This window comes from Ancylobacter sp. 3268, from assembly GCF_031456575.1.
Taxonomy (GTDB): domain Bacteria; phylum Pseudomonadota; class Alphaproteobacteria; order Rhizobiales; family Xanthobacteraceae; genus Ancylobacter.
Genome location: NZ_JAVDUX010000004.1, coordinates 1 through 25,910 on the forward strand (window position 1 = coordinate 1; position 25,910 = coordinate 25,910).

General features: G+C 67.4%; 15 protein-coding genes and 2 pseudogenes. 7 read left to right on the plus strand and 10 right to left on the minus strand.

What is annotated here, in order from left to right; translation table 11 throughout:
• Window positions 1-1,943 precede the first annotated feature (1,943 nt).
• A complete protein-coding gene (hisN, locus tag J2X65_RS06305; RefSeq protein ID WP_310199421.1) occupies window positions 1,944-2,729 on the plus strand; it encodes a histidinol-phosphatase in 786 nt (261 codons plus the stop codon).
• Between the two features lie 12 nt (window positions 2,730-2,741).
• Here the strand turns inward: hisN and J2X65_RS06310 are convergent, their stop codons facing one another.
• Together J2X65_RS06310 and J2X65_RS06315 are read right to left on the minus strand one after the other, a co-directional pair.
• Window positions 2,742-3,692 (minus strand): alpha/beta hydrolase, encoded by a 951-nt coding sequence (locus tag J2X65_RS06310; RefSeq protein ID WP_310199423.1) that lies wholly within the window; start codon window positions 3,690-3,692, stop codon window positions 2,742-2,744.
• Window positions 3,693-3,824: 132 nt separating this feature from the next.
• Window positions 3,825-4,220, minus strand: coding sequence for a hypothetical protein (locus tag J2X65_RS06315; RefSeq protein ID WP_310199425.1), 396 nt, complete (start codon window positions 4,218-4,220; stop codon window positions 3,825-3,827).
• Between the two features lie 298 nt (window positions 4,221-4,518).
• On the opposite strand from J2X65_RS06315, the gene J2X65_RS06320 reads away from it, so the two are divergent.
• Window positions 4,519-5,016 carry an Hsp20 family protein gene (locus tag J2X65_RS06320; RefSeq protein WP_310199427.1) on the plus strand — a complete coding sequence of 166 codons (498 nt, stop codon included), beginning with the start codon at window positions 4,519-4,521 and terminating at the stop codon, window positions 5,014-5,016.
• Between the two features lie 137 nt (window positions 5,017-5,153).
• Here J2X65_RS06320 and J2X65_RS06325 read toward each other — a convergent pair whose 3' ends face one another.
• Entirely contained in the window at window positions 5,154-6,206 is a 1,053-nt protein-coding gene (locus J2X65_RS06325) for a hypothetical protein (protein WP_310199430.1), read from the minus strand.
• A gap of 474 nt (window positions 6,207-6,680) precedes the next feature.
• Here J2X65_RS06325 and gltB point away from each other — a divergent pair, with 474 nt between their 5' ends.
• On the plus strand, window positions 6,681-11,426 hold the full coding sequence (gltB, locus tag J2X65_RS06330) for a glutamate synthase large subunit (protein ID WP_404977673.1): 4,746 nt from the start codon (window positions 6,681-6,683) through the stop codon (window positions 11,424-11,426).
• A 182-nt stretch (window positions 11,427-11,608) separates the two neighbouring features.
• Window positions 11,609-13,033 (plus strand): glutamate synthase subunit beta, encoded by a 1,425-nt coding sequence (locus J2X65_RS06335; protein WP_310199432.1) that lies wholly within the window; start codon window positions 11,609-11,611, stop codon window positions 13,031-13,033.
• 120 nt (window positions 13,034-13,153) lie between these two features.
• Here J2X65_RS06335 and J2X65_RS06340 read toward each other — a convergent pair.
• Window positions 13,154-13,515, minus strand: a pseudogene (locus J2X65_RS06340) (winged helix-turn-helix transcriptional regulator).
• Window positions 13,516-13,611: 96 nt separating this feature from the next.
• Here J2X65_RS06340 and J2X65_RS06345 point away from each other — a divergent pair.
• Both J2X65_RS06345 and J2X65_RS06350 read left to right on the plus strand, forming a co-directional pair.
• A pseudogene (locus tag J2X65_RS06345) lies at window positions 13,612-13,922 on the plus strand (SDR family oxidoreductase); the annotation flags it as partial.
• 801 nt (window positions 13,923-14,723) lie between these two features.
• Window positions 14,724-15,818, plus strand: a complete 1,095-nt coding sequence (locus tag J2X65_RS06350) for a hypothetical protein (protein ID WP_310199434.1) — start codon at window positions 14,724-14,726, stop codon at window positions 15,816-15,818.
• Between the two features lie 41 nt (window positions 15,819-15,859).
• On the opposite strand, the gene J2X65_RS06355 is transcribed toward J2X65_RS06350, so the two are convergent.
• Both J2X65_RS06355 and J2X65_RS06360 read right to left on the minus strand, forming a co-directional pair.
• Entirely contained in the window at window positions 15,860-17,263 is a 1,404-nt protein-coding gene (locus tag J2X65_RS06355) for a DUF459 domain-containing protein (RefSeq protein WP_310199435.1), read from the minus strand.
• Between the two features lie 165 nt (window positions 17,264-17,428).
• Entirely contained in the window at window positions 17,429-18,742 is a 1,314-nt protein-coding gene (locus tag J2X65_RS06360; protein WP_310199437.1) for a lytic murein transglycosylase, read from the minus strand.
• Window positions 18,743-19,057: 315 nt separating this feature from the next.
• Between J2X65_RS06360 and galU the strand changes: the two genes are divergently transcribed.
• Window positions 19,058-19,948 (plus strand): UTP--glucose-1-phosphate uridylyltransferase GalU, encoded by an 891-nt coding sequence (gene galU, locus J2X65_RS06365; protein WP_310199439.1) that lies wholly within the window; start codon window positions 19,058-19,060, stop codon window positions 19,946-19,948.
• Window positions 19,949-19,982: 34 nt separating this feature from the next.
• On the opposite strand, the gene J2X65_RS06370 is transcribed toward galU, so the two are convergent.
• The 4 genes from J2X65_RS06370 to J2X65_RS06385 all read right to left on the minus strand — a co-directional run bounded on the left by J2X65_RS06370 (window position 19,983) and on the right by J2X65_RS06385 (window position 25,730).
• Window positions 19,983-20,447, minus strand: a complete 465-nt coding sequence (locus J2X65_RS06370; RefSeq protein ID WP_310199441.1) for an NfeD family protein — start codon at window positions 20,445-20,447, stop codon at window positions 19,983-19,985.
• Between the two features lie 24 nt (window positions 20,448-20,471).
• Complete coding sequence (locus tag J2X65_RS06375) at window positions 20,472-21,488, minus strand: SPFH domain-containing protein (RefSeq protein WP_310200059.1); 1,017 nt, start codon at window positions 21,486-21,488, stop codon at window positions 20,472-20,474.
• A 216-nt stretch (window positions 21,489-21,704) separates the two neighbouring features.
• Window positions 21,705-24,320: an ATP-dependent chaperone ClpB gene (gene clpB / locus J2X65_RS06380; protein ID WP_310199443.1), complete on the minus strand. Its 2,616-nt coding sequence runs from the start codon at window positions 24,318-24,320 to the stop codon at window positions 21,705-21,707.
• Between the two features lie 162 nt (window positions 24,321-24,482).
• Window positions 24,483-25,730 carry an MFS transporter gene (locus tag J2X65_RS06385; RefSeq protein WP_310199444.1) on the minus strand — a complete coding sequence of 416 codons (1,248 nt, stop codon included), beginning with the start codon at window positions 25,728-25,730 and terminating at the stop codon, window positions 24,483-24,485.
• Between the last annotated feature and the right edge of the window lie 180 nt (window positions 25,731-25,910).

Sequence of the window (25,910 nt, forward strand, 5' to 3'; positions counted from 1 at the left end):
CGAACGCCACGCCGACCTCTATCGCGCTTTCCTCACAATCGCCGCCGCCATCATCGCTTTCAGGGCCCGCACGAGGTTTTGTTAGGCGCTCTTATAGGGGAAGGCGAGCCAGCCAGATCACCGTTGCCGGACATCGGTGCGCGTCAGTCTTGCCGGGCGACGGCGGGCGCTTCAGATGGCCACGCATGGCTCTCCCGGTGGTCTTGCAGCGGCCGAGCGGCACGTCGCTCCGCTGAGCCATGCCGCTCTCCCCGCGCTGCAAGGCGTCAACCGGCCGTCTTTGCGCGCTCTTTTCTTTTTGGGAAGACGTCGATCGACGCCTGAGTGCCCGCCCCCGGCCCGATTCCACGCAGCAGCTTCGCCGGATGACGGGGCGTCGCCCTCTCCGCCTCCTGTCGTTCAAGGCCACCATGCCGCCGGTACCGCGCGCCTGCAGGGGCAACTCGGCGCGCCGGCACGTCGCAGGACTCCCGCATATGGAAGACAGCCGTCTTTGGGCATTTCAGAGACAGCACCCGGCTGCACAGCTCTCCGCCCTTCAGGCAGGGATCTGCCAATACTCGCGACGCCGCGCCGATCGGGACCTCGCAAGTGGCGGCCGGCGTGCCCGCCGGCGACCACCGGCGCGCGACCATCTCACGCACGTCACCAGCTTGGCGAACAGGGCGCGCCTTGCCGCCGGGGGGAGGCTTTCCACGGCCTGGAGCGACCGATTGCGCGTTTGAGCCACGATTCGGGGAGGCTCGATCGAGAACATGGCGCCGGCGCACCTGCATAGAAGGGAGGTGCGCGGCGTCCGCTGCTTAAGAAGCGGGCAAGCCCGAGCGACCTACCCGTCGTCCATAATGGAAGCAGTCCGAAGTCACTTTTACCGCTTCGCCCATTTTAGCGCGGGCTTCCGAGTCGCGTTAATTGATCGCTGCGCTATCGGGCCGTCCCTCAACACGGAACGATGAGGGTGTGCGATTCCGGTGCGCTGTCACGCCGAGGCTGCGCTTTCAGCATGGCAGCTGAGGGAATGACGCGATCAGATGGCAAGAGTGGCGCACAGCACGGGACCAGCGATGTGGCCTGCCCCCTACGTGAGGGCCGGTACGCTTGTGCGTCTCCAGCTGGCGGCCATCGAGCCGACATCGGCCGGAAGCCGAGCGCGCCTTGTCATTCTACAATGAGGTCGGGGCAAGCTCGTCTTATCCCGCATATATCTGGAGCGGGCGAGACGGCGCAGAAAAAGAAAGGGCCGCGTCCCGGAGGAGCGGCCCAAGTCTAGGGAGGAAACGCCCAAGGAGGGCGACGGCAACGCAACGCCAATCACGCTGCCGCACCGCAATAATATGCAGGAGATAGGCGCCTGACGCAAGGGGCAAACGAAAGAAACGAAAGGCGAGTGGCGAGCATCACGCGCAAGTGACGAGAAACGCGCCCTGACCGCGCCTGGCCGCCGATCAAGCGCCCATTCGTCGGCCCGCCGCGGCCGGACCACGATTCCCTGCCGCAGAGCCGGGAGGCAGCCACATGGATCGCAGGGCGCCATACGGGGAAAAATTCGGAAAAATCTTCTGGAAACAACACCCTGGACAAAAGAAAGGGGCCGCTCACGTTGCCGGAGCGGCCCAAGTCTAGGGAGGAAACGCCCAAGGAGGGCGACGGCGAGGCAACGCCAATTGCCTTGCCGCACCGCAATAATATGGCAGCAATGGCCGCCGCTGGCAATCGCCGAACGTGCCTAATTGTTCATCTTGCCGGAATGGCAGCCATGCGCCTGACGCGCAGCTTCGGGCGGCGCCAAAAGCGCTTTGCCATGAGGAACGCTCATCACTCCCTTACGTCGAGTGCCGTCATGGGCGTCCCCCGCGCGTGCCATTGCCGGCCGGCAGCGCGGCCGATATGGAAGGGGGCGCCGTGCCGAGCGGCATCGACCGGGCAGAACGGAGTGCAGCCAGATGGGCGCCGTGGATTTCGAAGCCTTCGTACACGAACTCGCCACCCTGTCCGGCCAGGCCATCCTGCCCTTCTTCCGCACCGCCCTCGGCGTCGAGGACAAGAACAAGGGCGCCGTCTTCGATCCGGTCACCGCCGCCGACCGCGCCGCCGAGCAGGCGATGCGCAATCTCATCCAGAAAACCTTCCCGCAGCACGGGATTCGCGGCGAGGAATATGGCGACCACAATCTCGATGCCGAGTATCTGTGGATCCTCGATCCCATCGACGGCACCAAATCGTTCATCGCCGGCCTGCCCGCCTGGGGCACCCTGATCGGCCTCGCCCATCGTGGCGCGCCGGTCTACGGCATGATGCACCAGCCCTTCGTCGGCGAGCGCTTCTACGGCGACGGCATGAGCGCCCGCTATCGCGGCCCGGCGGGACCGCGCAGCCTGTCGGTCCGCCCCTGTGCCTCGCTCGACGAAGCGCTGCTGATGACCACCAGCCCCCGGCTGATGAAGGAGGCCGACCGCGCCCGCTACGGCGAAGTGGAACGGCAGGTGCGGCTGCCACGCTATGGCGGCGATTGCTATGCCTATTGCATGATCGCCGCCGGCCATGTCGACCTCGTCATCGAGACCGAGTTGCAGGATTACGACATCGCTGCGCTCATCCCCATCATCGAGGGTGCCGGCGGCATCATCACCAATTGGGAAGGCAATCCGGCGCAGGGGGGCGGGCGCATCATCGCCGCCGGCGACAAGCGGGTGCACGAACAGGCGCTGAAGGTGCTGGCGGACGGCTGAACGCCGCCTCGTTCAGGCTGCCGCGGCGGTGCTGCCGGGGATGAAGGCATCGAAGGCGGCAAGGAAGGGCTGACGAAACTCGTCGCGCTCCTGCAGCAATTCGTGCCGCGCGCCCGGCAGCACGATATGCGCGCCGGCGATAAGGCGGCTGCCCAGCCGTTCGATCGCCGGGGTGGAGACCACCTTGTCCGCTCCTGCCCCAACCATCAGCAAGGGCTGGCGGATGACCCGCGCGGTGGCGGGATCGGTGAGCCGGTCCATCTGGTCGAAGGCCGATTTCACCCAGCCGATGGTCGGTGGGCCGACATCGAGCACCGGATGCTGCACGCTGATGGCGAGGTTGCGCGCGAAACGCACCGGATCCGAGGTGAGCCGGTTGCCCTCGAAGATCAGTTCCCCCGCGCGCAGCCGCCCATTATGCGGCACATAGACACGCGACAGGCCGGCGGCGTTCAGCACACGGGCGGTACGACGGGCCGCACGCTCATGACGGACCATGGCGAGGTCCAGCATGGGCGTCGACAGCACCATGCGGTCGAACCAGCGTCTGTCGAGGCGGGCGGATTCCAGCAGGATCGCCGCCCCCATCGAATGGGCGAGCGCGTAATAGGGCGCGGGGCAGTTCGGCAGCACGATCTCGCGCATGAACGCCTCGAGATCGAGTTGGTAGTCCGAGAAGGCGCCGACATGTCCCTTCATCGGATTGCGCAGCAGGCGCTGCGAGCCGCCCTGGCCGCGCCAGTCCAGCACCGCCACCGAGAAGCCACGCCCGCGCAGGTCCTCGGCGGTCTCGAAATATTTCTCGATCTTCTCGGTGCGCCCCGGAAACACGCACACCGTGCCCCGCGCACGCGTGGCGGCGCGCCAATAGGCATAGCGCAGCGACACACCATCGGCGGTGCGCAGCATGCCGCTTTCGGCGCTGTCGGGCACGGGATTGTCGGGGGTGCTGAAGAGGTTCATTTCGCGGGTGAAGAAGACCTTCGAAGGAAACGGGAAGCGTGAGTAGCGAACCCTACGCCGAATCACAAGCCGGCAAGGCTTTCCGCAGGGTTTCGTGACAGTTTTGTGATTACCTGCCGCGGCTTCCGGCCCTCAATAGCGCTGGGCGCCGAAACCGATCACCTTCATGCCGCTGATGGCCCCGGAGGCGGCATCGACCACCACCTGCACCCGCTCGCCACGCGGGCCATTGGCCTCGAGCAGGATGGTCGGGCCGCGCTGGCGCAGCACCGATACATCCGAAAAGCCGCGGGAACGCAGCATCCGCGCCGCCGCCTCGCCATCGAGACGCCCGCCGGCCGGCGGCGCCTCATAGGGCCCGTAGGGTCCCGGAGGCGGGCCGCCACGGCCATAGGGCGCCGCCCAGGGCCCACCCGAGGGACCTATGGCCTGGGCGAAGGTTTGGGCGAGGGCGGGCGCCCGCGCATCGAGCGTCAGCCCGGCCGGCAACGCCAGCAGGATCGCCAACAGCACGCGCAGCATCGCCATCACCGCCAGGGCTCTCCCGGTTCACCGCCAAGGCGCCTCGAGCGCCGCGCACACCACCTTGGCCGGAATCATGCCGGATTTGAACTGAATTACCGCCGAGCCGGCCGTTCATCTGCCGTTCATCTTCGTCGCATCCGCCCGTCGATTTTCACCGGCGACTTCGCTTTCCACCCCTCTTGCGAAGCGCGCGCGCCCACCTATTTCCAGGAGGTGCCGGCCAATCGGCGGCACGAAGAAGGACCCGGCTCAGGCGAGAGGGTCCGTCATCCCTGCATGTCGCTTCACAGGAGGATATGTTATGCGTACGTTCGATCTTTCCCCGCTCTATCGTTCCACCGTCGGCTTCGACCGGCTGTTTTCGCTGCTCGACCAGGTCGGCGGCGTCGATGCCGGCACGACCTATCCGCCCTACAATATCGAGCGGACCGGCGAGAATGCCTACCGCATCACCGTGGCGGTCGCCGGTTTCACCGATCGCGACCTCAGCATCGACGTGAAAGAGAACACCCTCACCATCCGCGGCGAGCGCAAGGTCGATGAATCGGCCGGCTCTGCCGCTGGCATCACCGGCGAGGTGCTCTACCAGGGCATCGCCGCCCGCGCCTTCGAGCGCCGCTTCCAGCTCGCCGATCATGTCGAGGTGCGTGGTGCCTCGCTTGCCAACGGCCTGCTGCATGTCGACCTCGTGCGCGAGGTGCCCGAGAAGCTGAAGCCCCGCTCGATCGCCATCACCTCCGGCAGCGTGCCGCAGGTTGCGGCGCCCGCCGAGGTGATCGACGCCAAGGTCGCCGCGTAATCGCGGCATCCGTTAAAGCTGAAGCACGCAAGTCGGCGCCCCGGTCCCCCGGGGCGCCATTCGTTTGCGCGCGATGCCCTCCCTTTGCGCGATGCCCTGCCCGCCCCCGGAGTGCCTGTGGTTTGTGCGGTGCCTGGCTACTGTATCGGCGGTTTGGGCGTGGGACGTGGCGGCTCGTTGACCTCGCGCACCACCACCGAGGCGGTGCCGGCCGGCACCTCCGCCGCTCCGGCACCGGCACCGGTGGAGACGCCGGCGCGCGCTTCCAACGCATTGGGAGGCCTGGCCGCGGTCTCCGGCGTCACCACAGGCGCGACCGCCGGCGCGCCGGCGGGCGGCGCGGCACCCGTCGATGACGGGCTGGCCGAAGCCGGACCGGGAGCAGCCGAGCCAGTCGACGCATTGCCCGGCTGGGCCGCATTGGGCGGCGTCGCCACGCCGGGAATGACCCGCACCGCGCCGGGCGCGGCGGCTTCCGCCGGTTTTGCGGCCTCCGCCGGCGCGGGATCGTTTCCTGCCGGGGGCACCGCCGCGACCGACGGCTTCGGCGCGTTAATCGAGGCGCCGCCGCTCGCCGGCGGCGAGATCTGTGGCAAGGCCGACGGCATCGGATCGACCGGGCGCTGGGCGCCGCCCGGCGTCGAGGCTCCGGCCTCCGGCAGGTTGGTGGAAAGCGGCGCATGCGGCGAGGGCGGCAGCGGCGGCTTGCGCGGCGGCAGCACGGTCGTCACCGGCAGCGGGGTGCTGCCGGCTCCCGGCGGCGTGACCGGCACCGCCGGACCGAGCGGCCGCATCGACACGATGGCGCCCGAATAGGCGTTCACCCGCACCTGCACGCGGCGCCCCATCGCATCGGTCGCCTCGCTGACATAGAACTGGCCGTCGGTGCGTGGGCGCGAGATGTTGCGCAGCCCCATCGAGCTCAGCATCGGCCGCATGTCGGCCCGCGGCATCACCGGCGGGGAATAAGGCGGCGCGATCGCCGGGCGATAGACCGAGCCGGGCGCCGGATAGGCGCGCGGTGCATAGCGAGGCACCGGCACATAGCCGGGCGGCGGCGCATAGGGACGGTAATAGACCTGTGCCCGCGCCGGCGGCACCGGCCAGGCCGCGCCCGCGGCGAAGGCGGCGGCGAGCACCGGCAACAACACGGCGTATCGGAAGAATTTCGGGGCGCGCAGCTTGGACATCGAACCGCATTCCAGAAAAAACAGCTGACGATCAGCTGAACAGCAGGCCTTACCAACCGTGAACCATGAAAGCCGGGGAATGCGGCGCCGCTGAGACGGCTCCGGCTCCGGCCACCCGCGCAACGTCTGCTCCGCAGCGGCGGCGGGCAATGGGCTTGCGTCCGCCCCACCCTCGGATTGGCATTGATTGCGCGTTATGGCCGGATCCCGCAACAAGAGATAAAAATGCCGCGCCTAAAGTGCTATCTCCCGCTTGTCCACGCGCGCGGTTTCTGGCATGTTCGGCATTGATAGGACAACCATACTGTCCTATCAGGCAGATAGGCTGCCGCTCTGCACGATGGAGGCACATCGGCATGGCACAGTCGATGCTAGCGTATCTTGATGCTGGTGTGCATGCTTGCGGGCGGTGAGCCCGCGGGGCCGGGATGTCTCGGCATGTCCACCGGCGAGGCGAACACATGGGAGGCTCCGATGAGCGAGGAGTTTGGCGGCATGGCCGAGTCGAGTTTCGTTGAGGGTACGGTGCGTCCGGCCGCGACGGACCGCGCCATCGCCAAACCCATTGCCGCCATCGACCGAGCCGTGATCGACCCCGGCCTTCCGGCGGCGCAGGGCCTCTACGACCCGCGCAACGAGAAGGACTCGTGCGGCGTCGGCTTCATCGCCGACATCAAGGGCCGCAAGTCGCACCAGATCGTCAAGGACGGGCTGCAGATCCTGCTCAACCTCGAGCATCGCGGCGCCGTGGGCGCGGATCCGCGCGCCGGCGACGGCGCCGGCATGCTGGTGCAGATCCCGCACAAGTTCTTCGCCAAGGAAGCGGCCCGGCTCGGCTTCGAGCTGCCCGCGCCCGGCCACTACGCCGTCGGCCACGTCTTCCTGCCGCGCGAGGCGGAAGGCCAGCGGATCATCCGCGAGACCTTCGAGCGCGTCGTCGCCGAGGAGGGCCAGATCGTGCTCGGCTGGCGCGAGGTGCCGACCGACAATTCGCATCTCGGCCACACCGTGCTGCCGACCGAGCCCAGCCATGTGCAGGTGTTCATCGGCCGCGGCGAGGCGATCGCCAGCGAGGACGAGTTCGAGCGCCGGCTGTTCATCCTGCGCAAGGTGGTGTCGAACGTCATCTATTCGGCGAAGGACCCGCTGACGGCCGGCTATTACGTCGTGTCGCTGTCCTGCCGCACCATCGTCTACAAGGGCATGTTCAACGCCGACCAGCTCGGCACCTATTATGCCGACTTCCACGACGTGGATTTCGAGAGCGCGGTGGCCCTCGTCCACCAGCGCTTCTCGACCAACACCTTCCCGGCGTGGTCGCTGGCGCATCCCTATCGCATGGTCGCCCATAATGGCGAGATCAACACGCTGCGCGGCAATGTGAACTGGATGGCGGCCCGCCAGGCCTCCGTCGACTCGGAGCTGTTCGGCAACGACATCTCCAAGCTGTGGCCGATCTCCTATGAGGGGCAATCGGACACCGCCTGCTTCGACAACGCGCTCGAATTCCTGGTGCAGGGCGGCTACGAGCTGCCGCACGCGGCGATGATGCTCGTCCCCGAGGCCTGGGCCGGCAACCCGCTGATGGATGAGGAGCGGCGCGCCTTCTACGAGTACCACGCCGCGCTGATGGAGCCGTGGGACGGCCCGGCCGCCATCGTCGCCACCGACGGCCGGCAGATCGTCGCCACGCTGGACCGCAACGGCCTGCGTCCCGCCCGCTACATGGTCACTCGGGACGACAAGATCGTCTGTGCCTCGGAAATGGGCGTGCTGACCTTCCCGGAAGAAGAGATCGTCACCAAGTGGCGGCTTCAGCCCGGCAAGATGCTGCTCATCGACCTCGAAGAGGGCCGCCTCGTCCCCGACGAGGAGGTCAAGACCGAGATGGCGCGCAAGCATCCCTATGGGGAGTGGCTGAAGCGCACCCAGCTGGTGCTCGAGGAACTGCGCGCGGTGGAGGCCCGTGAGGTCCGCACCGACGTGTCGCTGCTCGACCGCCAGCAGGCCTTCGGCTATTCGCAGGAAGACCTCAAGCTGCTGATGGCGCCGATGGCGACCACCGGCCAGGAGGCTGTCGGCTCCATGGGCACGGACACGCCGATCTCGCCGCTGTCGAAGAAGTCGAAGTCGCTGTTCACCTATTTCAAGCAGAACTTCGCGCAGGTCACCAACCCGCCGATCGACCCGATCCGCGAGGAACTGGTGATGAGCCTCGTCTCGTTCATCGGGCCGCGGCCGAACATCTTCGACCTCGAGGGCAGCTCGCGCCGCAAGCGACTCGAGGTGCGCCAGCCGATCCTCACCAATGCCGACCTGGAGAAGATCCGCTCCATCGGCTTCATGGAAGAGCGCTTCGACACCCGCACCCTCGACATCACCTACCCGTCCGACAAGGGCGCGGCGGGCATGGGCGACGCCGTCGAGCGGCTGTGCGAGCGCGCCGAGGCGGCGGTGCATGGCGGCTACAACATCATCATCCTGTCCGACCGCCTGGTCGGGCCGGACCGCATCGCCATTCCCTCGCTGCTGGCAACCGCCGCCGTGCACCATCACCTGATCCGCAAGGGCCTGCGCACCGCCGCCGGCCTCGTCGTGGAGACCGGCGAGGCGCGCGAGGTGCATCACTTTGCCTGCCTCGCCGGCTACGGCGCCGAGGCGATCAACCCCTATCTCGCCTTCGAGACGCTGATCGCCATGCGCGCCGACATCCCCGAGGAGGTCGACGAGTACGAGATCGTCAAGCGCTTCATCAAGTCGGTCGACAAGGGCCTGCTCAAGGTGATGTCCAAGATGGGCATCTCGACCTACCAGTCCTATTGCGGCGCGCAGATCTTCGACGCCGTCGGCCTGTCCGACGAGGTGGTCGCCAGGTATTTCACCGGCACCGCCTCGACCATCGGCGGCATCGGCCTCGCCGAGATCGCCGAAGAGACCGCGATGCGCCATCGCGACGCCTTCGGCGACGCGCCGGTGTTCCGCAACGCGCTGGATGTCGGCGGCGAATATGCCTACCGCCTGCGCGGCGAGGAGCATGCCTGGGACCCGGAGACCGTCGCGGTGCTGCAGCACGCGGTGCGCGGCAACGCCCAGGACAAGTACCGGCACTTCGCCAGGCTGGTGAACGAGACCGGCGACAAGACGCTGAACATCCGCTCGCTGTTCCGCATCCGCGAGGCGGCGGAGATCGGCCATGCGCCGGTGCCGCTCGAGGCGGTCGAGCCGGCGGCGGAGATCGTCAAGCGCTTCGTGACCGGCGCCATGTCGTTCGGCTCGATCTCGCGCGAGGCGCACACCACGCTCGCCATCGCCATGAACCGCATCGGCGGCAAGTCGAACACCGGCGAAGGCGGCGAGGAAGCCTCGCGCTTCAAGCCGCTGCCGAATGGCGACAGCATGCGCTCGGCGATCAAGCAGGTGGCCTCCGGCCGCTTCGGCGTGACCGCGGACTATCTCGTCAACGCCGACATGATCCAGTTGAAGATGGCGCAGGGTGCCAAGCCCGGCGAAGGCGGACAGCTGCCCGGCCACAAGGTCGACGCGGTGATCGCCAAGGTGCGCCATTCGACGCCGGGCGTCGGGCTGATCTCGCCGCCGCCGCACCACGACATCTACTCGATCGAGGATCTGGCGCAGCTGATCTACGACGTGAAGAACGTCAACCCCGAGGCCGACGTCTCGGTGAAGCTGGTCTCGGAAGTCGGCGTCGGCACGGTCGCCGCCGGCGTCGCCAAGGCGCGCGCCGACCACATCACCATCTCCGGCTTCGAGGGCGGCACCGGCGCCTCACCGCTCACCGCGCTGAAGCATGCCGGCTCGCCCTGGGAGATCGGCCTCGCCGAGGCGCACCAGACGCTGACGCTGAACGGGCTGCGCGGGCGCGTCGCCTTGCAGGTCGATGGCGGTCTGCGCACCGGGCGCGACGTGGTGATCGGCGCGATGCTGGGGGCTGATGATTTCGCCTTCTCCACGGCGCCGCTGATCGCCGCCGGCTGCATCATGATGCGCAAGTGCCACCTGAACACCTGCCCGGTCGGCGTCGCCACCCAGGATCCGGTGCTGCGCAAGCGCTTCAAGGGCACGCCCGAGCATGTGATCAACTACTTCTTCTTCGTCGCCGAGGAAGTGCGCGAGATCATGGCCGCGCTCGGCGTCACCAACTTCAACGAGTTGATCGGCCATTCCGAATGGCTGGACCAGAAGCCGGCGATCGACCACTGGAAGGCCAAGGGGCTGGACTTCAGCCGCATCTTCGCCAAGCCGCAGGTCGGCCCGGACGTCGCCATCCGTCATACCGAGCGGCAGAACCACCCGATCCATCACGTGCTCGACCGCACGCTGATCGAGAAGGCGATGCCGGCGCTGGAGAGCGGCGAGCCGGTGCGGATCGAGACGCCGATCATGAGTATCAACCGCTCCGTCGGCGCCATGCTGTCGGGCGAGGTCGCCAAGCGCTACGGCGAGGCCGGCCTGCCGGACGACACCATCGACATCCACCTGACCGGCACCGCCGGACAGGCCTTCGGCGCCTTCCTCGCCGCCGGCGTGACGATGACGCTGGTCGGCGAGGCCAATGACTATGTCGGCAAGGGCCTGTCCGGCGGCCGCCTCATCGTGCGCCCGCCCGGCCACAGCTCCATCGTGCCGGAGAACTCGATCATCGTCGGCAACACCGTGCTCTATGGCGCGACGGCCGGCGAGGTCTATTTCCACGGCGTCGCCGGCGAGCGCTTCGCGGTGCGCAACTCCGGCGCCATCGCGGTGGTCGAGGGCACCGGCGACCATGGCTGCGAGTACATGACCGGCGGCGTGGTGGTGGTGATCGGCCAGACCGGACGCAACTTCGCGGCCGGCATGTCCGGCGGCGTCGCCTATGTGCTGGACGAGGATGGCAGCTTCAAGAACCGCTGCAACCTCTCCATGGTGGACCTGGAGCCGGTCGAGGAGGAGGAAGACCTTCTGGAGCGCCTGCACCACCATGGCGGCGACCTGGAGTTCAAGGGCCGCATCGACATCATGGCCGATATGGGCCATGGCGACGAGGAACGCCTGCACCAGCTCATCGCCAAGCACCTGCACCATACCGGCTCGCAGCGCGCCCAGAGCATCCTCGACAACTGGACCGAGTATCGCGGCAAGTTCGTCAAGGTGATGCCGGTCGAGTACCAGCGGGCGCTGCGCGAGATGGAGAAAGCGCGCGGGTTGCAGGCGGCCGAATAGGCCGCCGCCCCGCGCCCGCCTGAACCGGGCGAGCGCCGGCCGCGCCGGGGGCCCCGTGGACCCCGGCGCGGTTGGCGGCGCGGCTCGATGCCGCGTCGTCATTTTCCAAATGGCACAATTGATGTATCTGGCTGCGGAGCTGGAACGCCTCCAGAGTGGCGGTGCTCCGACGAGAGGGCGCGATGGGTAAGGTTACCGGGTTTCTCGAAATCGATCGGCGCGAGGCGAAGTATCAGCCGGCGTCCGACCGCATTCGCCATTTCCGCGAATTCACCCTGCCGCTGCCGGACTCGGAAGTCGCCAACCAGGCCTCGCGCTGCATGGATTGCGGCATTCCGTTCTGCCACGGGCCGAATGGCTGCCCGATCCATAACCAGATTCCGGACTGGAACGACCTCGTCTATAACGGCAATTGGGAAGAGGCGACGCGCAACCTCCATTCCACCAACAATTTCCCCGAATTCACCGGCCGCATCTGTCCCGCCCCCTGCGAGGAAGCCTGCACGCTGAACCTCGAGGATATGCCGGTCACCATCAAGACCGTCGAGCAGGCCATTGCCGACAAGGCGTGGAAGATGGGCTGGATCCGGCCCGAGCCGGCGGTGCACAAGACCGGCAAGAAGGTGGCGGTGATCGGCTCCGGCCCGGCCGGCATGGCCGCCGCCCAGCAGCTGGCCCGCGCCGGCCACGAGGTGCATGTCTATGAGCGCGAGCCGAAGGCCGGGGGCCTGCTGCGCTACGGCATCCCCGACTTCAAGATGGAGAAGCACTATATCGACCGCCGCGTCCAGCAGATGGAAGCGGAGGGCGTGACCTTCCATTACGGCGTCAATGTCGGCGTCAACCGTCCGCTCGATGCGCTGCTGGACAGCCACGATGCCGTGCTGATGTGCGGCGGCTCCGAACACCCGCGCGACCCGGCCCTGCCCGGCCAGGATCTCGCCGGCGTGCATTACGCCATGCCCTATCTGGTGCAGCAGAACCGCCGCCTCGGCCGCGAGGATGTGAGCGCCGAGCAGCCGATCCTCGCCAGCGGCAAGCATGTCGTCGTCATCGGCGGCGGCGACACCGCCTCCGACTGCGTCGGCACCGCCTTCCGCCAGGGCGCGCTCTCGGTCCACCAGCTCGACATCCGCCCGGTGCCGCCGCTGAAGGAGGACAAGCTGGCGATCTGGCCGTACTGGCCGACCAAGTTCCGCACCTCCTCCAGCCAGGCCGAGGGCGCCGAGCGCGAATTCGCCGCCGCCACGCTCGGCATGGAGGGCAAGAAGGGCCATGTCGTCTCGGTGAAGTGCGCCCGCGTCGACGCCAAGCGCCAGCCGATCGCCGGCACCGAATTCCACATCAAGGCCGACCTCGTCTTCATCGCGCTCGGCTTCATCCACCCGGTGCATGAGGGCATGCTGGCGCTCGACGGCCTGACGCTCGACAAGCGCGGCAATGTCGCCGCCTCCGACAACGACTATGTCACCTCGGTGCCGAAGCTGTTTGCCGCCGGCGACATGCGGCGCGGCCAGTCGCTGGTGGTGTGGGCGATCCGCGAAGGCCGGCAGGCGGCGCAGTCCATCGACACCTTCCTGATGGGCGCCTCAGTGCTGCCGCGCTGAGCCGCTTTCATCTCCCACCGCCGCCAGGGAAGCCCTGCGGCGGTGGCTGCCACCGACGGCCCTCGGCGGATCGCCCAGGCGGCCCATCCTCCGTCATGCCTGCAATGAAGCTCATACCCCTCAGCCCTGGCTCGTCGCGTCTTCGCGCTCCGAATCCATGCTTTCCCGCTGCGCCGCCCAGGTGAGCAGCGCGTCCAATGCCGGACACAGGGCTTGTCCCCAGTCCGTGAGGCCGTATTCGACCTTCGGGGGCACCTGATGGTGGACGATGCGACGCACAATCCCATCCTTTTCCATCTGCCAAAGTTGCTGGATCAGCATTTTTTGGGAGATTCCCGGGATCGCGCGTCGAGATCGGAGAAGCGCAGAACCTGCCCGCCAAAGAGGTGAAACAGGATCACCAGCTTCCAGCGCCCTTCAAGAAGCTTGAACGCGTTCTCGACGCCCTCGGCTGCTGTTTCTTTTGTATAATGATGGGGCATACTTTTCCGTAAATACCTTACTTTTTGTGTGTTCTTGCTCTTCTGGGCGTTAGGCCATCTTCGATGATCGAACAAGTTCGACCCGATCGAGCATGCGCGCTGTCGACCTACGCAAGAGCCTGTCGAAGGAAGTGACCCACAAGGGCATCAGAGTTGTTCGCGTGCCGCCGGGTTGGATCGAGACCGACGCCGCCGTGGCGCTGGCGGAACGGCTCGCGAGGGAGGCCGGCACCGATTATGAGGGCGGCAAGAAGATCATCATGAATTCGCTCGGCGGCATTCCGCTCGGCCGACCTGCCAGGCCAGGCGAGGTCGCCGATCTGATAGCCTTCCTGGCATCGACGCGTGCCGCTGCGATAACCGGTACTGAATATGTCATTGACGGCGGGACCGTTCCCACCGCTTGAGGCTTGGAAGCGCGGTGTCCGCGTCTCCTCCGCGCGTTTTCGCCGCCGCCATCCTCGCGCTCGGCCGTCGGGAAGGTCGCTCCCGAAGGCCCCGCCAATGCGGTCGCGCAAGCAGCATCGGCACGTGATGGCGAAAGTGGCCACCTGCCCGCTCCCGCCGTCATAGCGGCTCAACGTGACAGCTTCGGTCGAGTATGGGATAGATTGGTCCCGCTCGGGCAGGATGAACGGCGGCAGCCAACATATGCCTTGTCAGGTAGAATTAGTTCGAACTTTTGCGAATCGAGATCAATTCGGCATGGGTCCGCTTAAGCTCTATTGCGGGAGACCCGCCTACACATCGAAGATCGATCTCGACGATGAAATCGGCCGGGTGACGTCCAGGGAAATCTCGCAGAATGACGTCGTCCTTGCCGGTCGGCATGAATGTGAGGGGGTTTTCGTCGGCGGCCTTTCCATCGACGCTCCGTCGCCAAAGCGCATTCAGCGATCCGACGCCCCATACCGTGCCGGATCGATGAAGCCGGACGTCCTTCATCCGAATGCCAAGCCCGTCGAGCCGACACGCTCGCCACGGATCATCGCCCCCGCTATCCGGCCGAACGCGGCGTTCCACAGCCGGCGATGGGCGATATCACGTCAAGAGCTGCATTGCCTTGTGTGCCTGGTTTGGTCGAGCTTGCGAATTGTTGCGGTGTTTCGCTGCGCTGGGAAAATGGAAAAATGCCGGGGTTCGTGCGAACCATCTATCTGCGCTAGGCGTCCTGCCGTAAAATAGACGAAACGGAGAGAACGGTTAACATGGCCGTGAAGTCTTTTATCTCATCCCTCCTCAACAAGAAGCAGATGCCCGAATCGATCTTTTTCGATGGGGAGTTTGGTGCGGAGATAATTTTATTTCTTCCGTTCGCGAACTGGCTTTCTCGGGCCGGGCTGCTCAAGAATACCGACATTCTCACCTTTTCCGGCATGACGATGTTCTATGAAGCGCTGGATTGCCGCTCCATCGTCGAACGGCGGCAGCGGCGCCTTCACCGGCGCATCAGCACGCCGATGCCGGTTGGTCTCGAGCATATTTATGCGCGCCCCTCGCCCTTTCATCTGTTCCCGGTCATGCGGCAGCTGGGAACGCTGGATATCGCGCAAAGCAACGAGGCGTTCCGGGACAGCCTGGATGCGAAGCCTATCCTGATCGTCCATAACAAATTCAATAATGAGTGGAAGAATCCACCCATTAATTTCATCAACACCACCTGCCTGCGAGAGACTTTCGAGCGGCTGAGCGACCAATACACCATCGTGTATATCCGGCATGGCATCAAGGATATCCAGGACGGATATTCGAACGACGTCAGGCTACGGCCCGAATTCGACGACCTGTCCCTGGTCAACGAATTTCCGTCGGTGTTCCTCTTCGATGATCTCGTGCAGGACTACGCATCGCGGTTCGGAGGTGTCAGCGTCAACGATTTCAAAGCTTCGCTCTATAAGCGGACCTTCCATTTCATCAGCACCCAGGGCGGCGGCGCCCACCAGTGCGCCTATTATTCCGGCTCGCTGCTGACGGTGCTCCACAAAATGGGACGCGAAATCGAGCTCGCCTATGCGGAGGGCTACTATTCCTTCCTGACCAATCCCGCGCCAACCCGGGCGATCTGCCTGACGGATGACGATTACGTCTCCGCCCTTTCGCTCTATGACAATCCGCTGATCATCGACGGCGTGGCGCAGTTGCCCAACCGGCATAGCGACGTGGCCAAGTATCTGTCGCCTTGGAAGGCGCGCCTGCGCTGGACCGGCCTGACGATGCCGGGAACCACCTACCAGGTGCCCGAGCAATTGTTGCGGGAACCCGACCCGACACTGTCTTGGCCGCGCGAGGTCGCCGCCCAGTAACGCGCGCCGGTAGCGCCGCTCCCCCACGCGAAACGGTGCCGCTAAGGCGCTGTCTTGGCGGCGCCGGTCGATTCGGGGGCCGCCTGCGCCGCCGCGCTCTCGTCGGCGCGCCTCGGCGGCGTCCAGCTGAAATCGTCCGTGCGCCCGCTCACCGCCGGCAGCGGCTCGCCGCGCACCAGCAGCCGCAGGGCGCCATCCTGCGCCTCGCCCGGAGGCGGCGGCGACGGGGAGGCCGGGGCCGGCCCGGGCGCTCCGGCGAGTGCGCGCGCGCTGATGCCGGCGCCGGCGCCGGTCAGCATGATGATCGAGGGACGCGCGGCCACCGGATCGCCGGGCACCGGCAATTCTTCATGCTCCAGGCGTGGCCCGAGCTCGCGATCGACGAAGAAGGCGAGCTTGCGCCCACCGGCACGGGTAAAGCCGAGGCCGTTGGCGGTGCGCAGACGCCGACGCTGACCGTCCACCGCCGGACCCGACATCATGAACTGGCCGTTCTCATCGACGAAGCCGTCCCAGACCTCGACGAAGATCACCCCTGCCCGCTCGGCACGCTCGCTGAGCAGCTCGTTGAGCCGGGCATTGCGCTCGCTGGCGGCGGCATCGTCGACCGGCGGCAACCCGACCAGGACCACCGGACGCCCTTGCAGCTTCAACCCGAGCAGCAGTTCGTCGATACGCCGGCCGTAGATCGCCCGCCAGCGCTCGTCAAACAGCTCGGCCGCCCCACCCGTGTCCTGGATGGGCGCCAGATCGGCGCTGCCGGCGAACATGACGACCGCGCTCGGCGCCTCCGATGCGACCAGACGGCGCGCCTCGCTGATCCAATCATAGGTGCCGGCCGGCGCGAAACCCGAGCCGGACTCGGCATGACCGACCACGGCGATGTCCTTGCGGTCGGCAGCGAAGGCATCGGCAAGACCCTGTGCCAGCACATCGGCATATTCATCGCCCAGCACCAGCACGATGCCCTTCAAATCCTCGCCCCGTTCCGCCCGGGCGGCGGCGGCTGTCGCATAGACCGAACCGCGCGGCTCGGCCGGCGTTTCGACCGCCGGGCGAGCCGGCGCGGCAACAGCGGGCGGCGGCGGGCCGAGATCGCGCGGACGACCCGGCGCATAGCGCGGCTCATCCTGCGGCTGGAACAAATCGATCAGCGGCTGGAACGGGTTCCATCCGCGCGGCTGCTGGGCCGGGGCCTGCCGAACCGGCGCCGCCTGCTGCTGGCGGCGCGGCTGCGGTGGTGGCTGCCGCGCCCGTTGCGGCGGCGCGGCACGCGAGGGCTGGCCGACATCGGCGGGGGGACGAAACCAGTCTGCCTGCGCCAGCGCCGGCGCCTCCGGCAGGAGAAGCAGCAGCAGGCACAGCGCCGAGCCGGCAAGCCACAGCCACGCGGAGGACGCATCGCCCTCCGGTCCCATCCGCCGTCGTTGCCCGGTGCGGTTCATGAGATCCATCGTCGGCAAGCGGTGAACCAATATCGCGGCGGTTTCAAGTCCCGCCGCCCGCCATTGCCGCCGGAACCGCCCCACACCGGGCAAAGCCGCCCGACATGGGAGACGCGGAAGACGACGGATCGCAACGGTTCGCCACCGCGAGCGGCAGCGGGTGCGCTAGCGCAGCCGGTCCAGCACCTCGCCGGTGGCATGTCCATCCGGCAGCATGCCGACGCTGACCTGGAACTCGCGCACGGCGATGCGGGTCTGCTGGCCCATGGTGCCGTCGGCCGGCCCCGGATCGAAGCCGCGCCGGGCGAGGCGCTGCTGCAGTTCCGAACGCTCGGCGCGCGACAGCATGCGCGTGTCTTCCGGCCACGGCGTAACGAACGGCCCGCCACCCCGGATTCGATCGGCGAGATGGCCGATGGCGAGCGCATAGGCATCGGCCGGATTGTAGGAAAGGATGGCGCGGAAATTGTCGGTCATCAGGAAGGCCGGACCGTTGGCGCCGGAGGGCAGCAGCAGATAGGCGGTCGCCTCGCCATTGGGATAGCCACGCCCGCCGATCCGGGTCACGCCGAGCGCCGCCCACTCGCGCAGCGGCTTGCGGATGCTCTTGTCGGCGAGGAGATAATCGAAGCCGCGCGGGGTGATGACCTCGTAGCCCCAGCTTGTGCCCGGCTTCCAGCCGCCGCGCTTCAGCTTGTTGGCCGTCGAGCCCATGGCGTCGGCGACGGAATCGACGACATTGCGATGGCCGTCGCCGTCGAAATCGACGGCGTCGCGCTGGAAGGCGGTCGGCATGAACTGGGTAAGGCCGAAGGCACCGGCCCAGGAACCCTTCAGGTGGCTCTCGGGTATGTCGCCGCGATCGACGATGCGCAGGGCGGCGACGAACTCGTCGCGGAAATAGGGCTGGCGTCGGCCGACGCAGGCAAGCGTGGCGGTGGCCTGGATCACCGGATAGGAACCGCGGGCGCCGCCATAATTGGTCTCGATGCCCCAGATCGCCGCCACTACATAGGGATCGACGCCGTAGGTGCGCTCGACGGCCTGGAAGACGGCGGCGTTCTCGGCCATCGCCTGGCGGCCCTTCTGGATGCGGGTCTCGGAAACCAGCATCTCGACATATTGGCCGGGCGTGCGGGAGAATTCCGGCTGGGTCTCCAGCTTCTTCATGATCGACATGTCGGGGGTCAGCCCGGCGGTGAGCCGGCGGAAGCCGGCGGCGGAAACCCCGGCCTGGCGGGCCTTCGGCTCCAGCGCCGCGATGCAGCGGCTGAAGTTCGCCTCCGCCGCGCGCAGGGCGGCGGGCTGCATGTCGGGATGCGACGAGCCGGCCGCCGGCGCCGGCCCCGAGGCGACGCGCGGCGGCGGCGGTGCCGCCCGCGCCGGCATGGGCGGCGGCCCGGCCTTGGCGACGGTGCCGGTCACATCGTCCGAGAACGCGCAGCCCCCGAGCCCGATCGCGAGGACAACGGCGGCCATGCCACCCGATAAGCGGCTGCCGGAAACCGACCCTGTACGCATGTTGAGACCTCTGATACGCAGTCCTGGCCGATTAGGGGCTCGGCATGTTTTACGCGGACTTAACGGGAGGTCGGTTTTTCCGATTTCGCAGCGTAAGGAGCTTTATATTACCTCCATGCGACCGACTGCCGCGGCCATGCTGAGTGGAGAAGCTGCGGCCTGTCACATGATTTTTGTGATTGGCGCGCTTCACACGTTAAGTTGAGGTTCATACGCCCCCACCTAGACCGATCCGGCTCGACCCGCTCATTTCAAGAACGGACCTAGTTGCAGATGACACATATTCGCAAGGCGATCCTTCCCGTTGCCGGTCTCGGCACACGCTTCCTGCCCGCCACCAAGGCGGTTCCCAAAGAGATGCTGACCGTGGTCGACCGCCCGGTGGTACAGCACGTCGTCGACGAGGCCCGCGCGGCCGGCATCGAACACATCGTTTTCGTCACCGGCCGCAACAAGGGCGTGATCGAGGACCATTTCGATCGGCAGTACGAGCTCGAGGCCACGCTGTCCGAGCGCGGCAAGCATCAATTGCTCGACACACTGCGGGCCGAGACCCTGGGCCCCGGCAAGACCAGCTTCACCCGCCAGCAGCTGCCGCTCGGCCTCGGCCATGCTGTGTGGTGCGCGCGCGACATCATCGGCAACGAGCCCTTCGCGCTGCTGCTGCCGGACATGCTGCACAAGCCGCGCAACGGCAAGAGCTGCCTCGCCCAGATGGTGGACGCCTATGACAAGGCGGGCGGCGGCAACCACATCGCCGTCTATGAAGTGCCGATGGACCAGACCGACCAGTACGGCATCGTCGGCCTCGGCGACAACATCGCCGACCGCGTGCACCGCATCGCCAAGATGGTCGAGAAGCCGAAGAAGGAGGTCGCCCCCTCCAACCTCGCCATTTCCGGCCGCTACATCCTGCAGCCGGAGATCTTCGACCTGCTGGAGACCCAGGAGCGCGGCGCCGGCGGCGAGATCCAGCTGACCGATTCGATGCTGAAGTTGGCCAAGAAGCAGGACTTCTACAGCGTCACCTTCGACGGCTCGATCTATGATTGCGGCTCGAAGCTGGGCTTCCTGATGGCCAACGTCGCCTATGCGCTGGCGCGGCCGGACATTGCCGAGACGTTCCGCCCCGAGCTCGACGCCCTGCTCGCCAGCAACGACTGAGGCGGTTCCCCGCTCTTACCCGAGGGAGCGCGGCTCAGGCCGCCGTCCCCTCGGGCCGCACCGTGAGCGTCGCGCCGTCGATGCCGGTGACCACCACCCGCGCCCCCGCCGGGCAGTCCTCCCCCATCACCCGCCAGACGGTATCGTCCACCCTCACCTGGCCGATGCCGCCGGCGATGGGCTCCCGCAGCACGAAGGCGCGGCCGATCAATGCCTCGCCGCGGCGGTTGAGGAATGGCCGGTCGCTCATCTTCGGCCCGCGCGGGAACATCCGGCGGCCGAGCAGCAAGGTGACGAAGGCCAGCACGGCATAAAGCACCAGTTGCCCCTGCCAGCCGATATCGAGCAGCGGCACGACGAGCCCGGTCGCCAGCGCCGCGACCCCGAGCCAAATCAGCTGAGCGCCCGGCAGCAGCAGTTCGCCCAGCAGCAACAGGCCGGCGAGGATGAACCAGATCCAGTTGCCGATCTCGCGCCCGATCTCCACCAGCCCTGCCATCGCCGCCTCCACCTCGCCCGCCGGTCAGATTCCGAAGCCGTCATGGCCGCCGGAAGACGTGCCCGTGGAAGACGAGCCCGTCGCCGGTCCCGTCGGCCGCGGGCGTGCCGGGCCTCGCGCCGCGCCCGCCTCGCCGAACGCACCGCGGGCGATCTCGGCGATGCCGGCGAGCGAGCCGAGGATCGCCGTCGCCTCATAGGGCAGGATCAGCGTCTTCTGGTTCGGCGCGGTGGCCATCGCCTCCAGCGCCTTCACGTATTTCTCGGCGATGTAGTAGTTCAGCGCCGCTGGGTCGCCGGACGCGACAGCAGCGGACAGCATCTGCGTCGCCTTGGCGTCGGCCTCGGCGAGCCGCTCGCGCGCCTCGGCGTCGCGGAAGGCGGCCTCGCGCCGTCCCTCGGCCTGGAGGATCTGGCCCTGTTTCTCGCCTTCCGCGCGCAAAATCTCCGACTGGCGCTGGCCCTCCGCCTCCAGCACCACGGCGCGCTTCTCGCGCTCGGCCTTCATCTGCCGCCCCATGGCGGAGACGAGGTCGGCGGGAGGCACGATGTCCTTGATCTCGATGCGGGTGATCTTCACGCCCCAGGGCGAGGCGGCGGCGTCGACCACCTTGAGCAGGCGCTCATTGATCTCGTCGCGATGCGAGAGCAGCTGGTCGAGGTCCATCGCGCCCATCACCGTGCGGATATTGGTGGTGGTCAGCGCGAGGATGGCCAGATCGAGCCGGGAGACCTCATAGCTGGCACGCGGCGCATCGAACACCTGGAAGAAGGCCACCCCGTCCACCGCCACCGTGGCGTTGTCCTTGGTGATCACCTCCTGCGTCGGCACGTCGAGCACCTGCTCCATCATGTTCACCCGGTTGCCGATGCGGTCGATGAACGGGATGATGATGTTGAGGCCCGGCGTAAGACTGCGTGTGTAGCGGCCGAATCGCTCCACCGTGTATTGGTAGCCCTGCGGAACGGTCTTCACGCCGGCGAGGATGGTGGCGATCGCCAGCACCAGAAGCACGACGACGAACAGGTTGAAGCCGATCAGCATGGGTCGCTCCAGAAGGGCACCAAAGTCGGGCGCAGGAGTGTGGCGCGGGGGAAAGCCGGCCGCAAGGCGGCCGCCCGGACGCAGCCGAGGGGGTTCGGCGGGTGATCATGACGGAAGGCGCGGCGCCGCCCGGCAATGCGCCCGGCCGAAAGCAGAACGGCGCGGCCCGCTTCCGGGTCGCGCCGCATTGAAGCATCCGCTGGTGAAGGCCGCTCAGGCGGCCTCCTCCACCGAGGGGCGAGTGTCGAACAGCAATTCGCCCGCGCCGCGCTCGACCTTCACCACATCGCCGTCCTTCACCGTGCCGGCAAGGATGCGGCCGGCGAGCGGATCCTGCAGCAGCTTCTGCATGACCCGCTTCAGCGGACGCGCGCCATAGGCCGGGTCGTAGCCCTTCTCGGCGAGGAAGTCCCGCGCCTCGGGCGTGATCTCCAGCACGATCTTGCGCTCGTCGAGCAGCTTCTGCAGCCGCTTCGCCTGGATATCGACGATGGCGCCCATCTGCTCGCGCCGCAGCCGGTGGAACAGCACGATCTCGTCGACGCGGTTGAGGAATTCCGGCCGGAAGTGTGCGCGCACCACCGCCATCACCTCGTCGCGCACCGCCTCGGTGTCCTGCCCATCCGGCTGGTTCACCAGGAACTCCGAACCGAGGTTCGAGGTCATGATGATCAGCGTGTTGCGGAAGTCGACCGTGCGGCCCTGCCCATCGGTCAGGCGGCCGTCGTCCAGCACCTGCAACAGGATGTTGAACACGTCCGGATGCGCCTTCTCGACCTCGTCGAACAGCACCACCTGATAGGGCCGGCGCCGCACCGCCTCGGTGAGCGCGCCGCCCTCCTCATAGCCGACATAGCCGGGAGGCGCGCCGATCAGCCGGGCCACCGCGTGCTTCTCCATGTACTCGGACATGTCGATGCGCACGAGCGCGGTGTCGTCGTCGAACAGGAACGCCGCCAGCGCCTTGGTCAGCTCGGTCTTGCCGACGCCGGTGGGGCCGAGGAACATGAACGAGCCGATCGGCCGGTTCGGGTCCTGCAGGCCGGCACGGGCACGGCGCACCGCCGTCGAGACGGCTTCCACCGCCTCCTTCTGGCCGATGACGCGCTTGCCGAGTTCCTCCTCCATGCGAAGGAGCTTCTCCTTCTCGCCTTCCAGCATCTTGTCGACCGGCACGCCGGTCCAGCGCGAGACCACGCCGGCGATGTGATCGGGCGTCACCGCCTCCTCCACCATGGCGCCGGCCTTCACCTCGGCGGCGAGATCCTTGGTCTCGATCTCGGCGAGCTTCTTCTCCAGCGCCGGGATGGTGCCGTAGGCGAGCTCGCCGGCCTTCTGGTACTCGCCGTTGCGCTGGGCGATGGCGAGGTCGGCGCGCGCCTTCTCGAGGTCGCTCTTGAGCTTCTGGGCGTCGCCGAGCTTGTCCTTCTCCGCCTTCCAGCGCGAGGTGATCGACGAGGACTGCTCCTCGAGGTCGGCAAGCTCCTTCTCCAGCTTCTTCAGCCGATCCTTGGAGCCGACGTCGCTCTCCTTCTTCAGCGCCTCCTGCTCGATGCGCAGGCGCACGATCTCGCGGTCGATGTTGTCGAGCTCCTCCGGCTTGGAATCGACCTGCATGCGCAGCCGCGAGCCGGCCTCGTCGATCAGGTCGATCGCCTTGTCGGGCAGGAAGCGGTCGGTGATGTAGCGGTTGGACAGGGTCGCCGCCGCGACGAGCGCCGAGTCGGTGATGCGCACGCCGTGGTGCAGCTCGTATTTCTCCTTGATGCCGCGCAGGATGGAGACGGTGTCCTCCACCGTCGGCTCGGAGACGAAGACCGGCTGGAAGCGGCGGGCGAGCGCCGGGTCCTTCTCGACATGCTTCCTGTACTCGTCGAGCGTGGTGGCGCCGACGCAATGCAGCTCGCCGCGCGCCAGCGCCGGCTTGAGCAGGTTGGAGGCGTCCATCGCCCCGTCCGCCTTGCCGGCGCCGACCAGCGTGTGCATCTCGTCGATGAACAGGATGATGCCGCCCTCGGCCGCCTCGACCTCGGAGAGCACCGCCTTCAGCCGCTCCTCGAACTCGCCGCGATATTTCGCGCCGGCGATCAGCGCGCCCATGTCGAGCGCGAGCAGGCTCTTGTCCTTCAGGCTCTCCGGCACATCGCCGTCGACGATGCGCAGGGCCAACCCCTCGACGATGGCGGTCTTGCCGACGCCTGGCTCGCCGATGAGGACGGGGTTGTTCTTGGTGCGCCGCGACAGCACCTGGATGGTGCGGCGGATCTCCTCGTCGCGGCCGATCACCGGGTCGAGCTTGCCCTCGCGGGCCTCCTTGGTGAGGTCGCGGGCAAATTTCTTCAGCGCGTCATAGGCGTTCTCCGCCGTGGCGCTGTCGGCGGTACGGCCCTTGCGGAGCGCCTCGATGGCGGCGTTGATCTTCTGCGGCGAAGCGCCGGACTTGTTGAGGATCTTGCCGGCCTCGCTGTCCTTCTCCAGCGCCAGCGCCAGCAGCAGCCGCTCGACGGTGACATAGCCGTCGCCGGCCTTCTTCGCCGCCTTCTCGGCGGCGTCGAACACCCGAGCGGTCGCCGGTGCCAGATAGACCTGGCCGGCGCCCGAGCCCTGCACCTTGGGCAGCTTGGCGAGCGCCGCTTCGGTATCGGCGAGCACGATGCGCGCATCGCCGCCGGCGCGCTGGATCAGGCCCGCGCACAGGCCTTCCGGGTCGTCGAGCAGCACTTTGAGAAGGTGCTCGGGCGTGAACTGCTGGTGCCCCTCGCGCAGGGCGAGCGACTGGGCGGACTGGATGAAGCCGCGCGCGCGCTCGGTGTAGATCTCGAAATTCATAGGTCGTTGCCTCCTGGCCCCCCGTTCGCCTCGCTCGGAAGCACGAACGGCTCATGCGGGACGGCGGCGCCCGTATCCCGGCCGCCGCGGCGGACCCCGATCAGGCGGCCCGTCTGCTCTCATGTAGTGTGGCAGATGAGCAACGGAAGGGGCCGGACGAGATCAGGCGGCGTATTTTCCGCGGAGCGTCTCGACGGGGCGGGCGCCCGGCGTCTCGTTGCCCGGCGCACCGCCGAGGAGATAGGCGCAGGCCGCCACCACCGCCACCCCGCCCAGTACCAGGAAGGCGGCGGGATAGCCGGCATATTGCGCGACGCCGCCGCCAAGTGTGGTCGAGAGCGAGGCGCCGATGCCCTGCGCCGTCATCACCACGCCGAGCCCGACATTGAAGCGGCCCGTGCCCTTGAGGATGCGGGCGACGATGCCCGGCGTGGCGACGCCCAGAAGCCCGGCGCCGACGCCGTCGAGGATCTGCACCGGATAGAGCCCGAACGGGATGTCCCAATGGGCCGAGGCGGCGGCGATCGCCCCGCGCAGCGGCAGGGCGAGCAGCGCGAGGATCAGCACGGTACGGTAGCCCTGCGTTCCGGCGAGCCGGGCGGCGAGCAGCGCCATCGGGATCATCGTCGCCTGCGCCACCACCACGGTGAGCGCGGTGAGCGCCGAGGGATCGCCCTCGCCATTGGCGACCATCGCCTGGCCCAGCAAAGGCAGCATGGCGGCGTTGCCGAGATGAAAGAGGGCTAGGGTGAGCGCCACCACCAGCAGCCGCCGGTCGGAGAGCAGCGAGCGCCAGCCTTCGGCTTGCTCATCGCCGCCGCCGGTCGGCGCCAGCCCCCGCGCGGCGTCGTGGTCGATGTCGCCCGGCCGGATCGCCAGCACCGAGAGCACCGAGCCGACCGCCATCGCCGCCATCAGCGCGAACACCGCCGGCAGGCCGAGCCACCAGCCGAACACGCCGGCCAGCACGGCGGCGAGGATGTTGCCGGCATGATTGAACGCTTCGTTGCGGCCGAGCTGGCGGTCGAAGCCGCCGGCGCCGACGAGGCCGAGGGTGATGCCGGCGACGGCGGGCGCCAGCGCCGCGGCGGCGATGCCGTTGACCATCTGCGCCACCGCCACCACGCCGAAGCTCGGCGCCAGCAGGATGGCCATCGAGGCGGCGATCACCACCGCCGAGCCGATCACCACGATCGCCCGTTTGGCGCGGCTCGAATCGACCAGTGCGCCCATCGGGATGGTGGCGACCATGCCGGCGAGGCCGCCAATCGTCATGACGATGCCGATCTCGCCCGGCGTCCACTGCTTCTGCTGCAGGAACACACCGAGAAACGGGCCGAGGCCGTCGCGGACATCGGACAGGAACAGGTTGAGGGAGGCGAGCGCGACGTGGGAGGAAGCGACGGCCATGGGCGGGATCCCGGTGGAGATGCCCATCAAGTCGCCACCCTTGTCACAGTTCCATATTACCATGGGGAAGACATGCCGACCTCGCACCCTTCCGCCGCAAAGGCCGCGCGGGCGGCCGCCGGAAGCCCCATGCCGATCCTCGCGAGCGGCGGCCCGCACCTTCGACGTGCCTCTGCACGA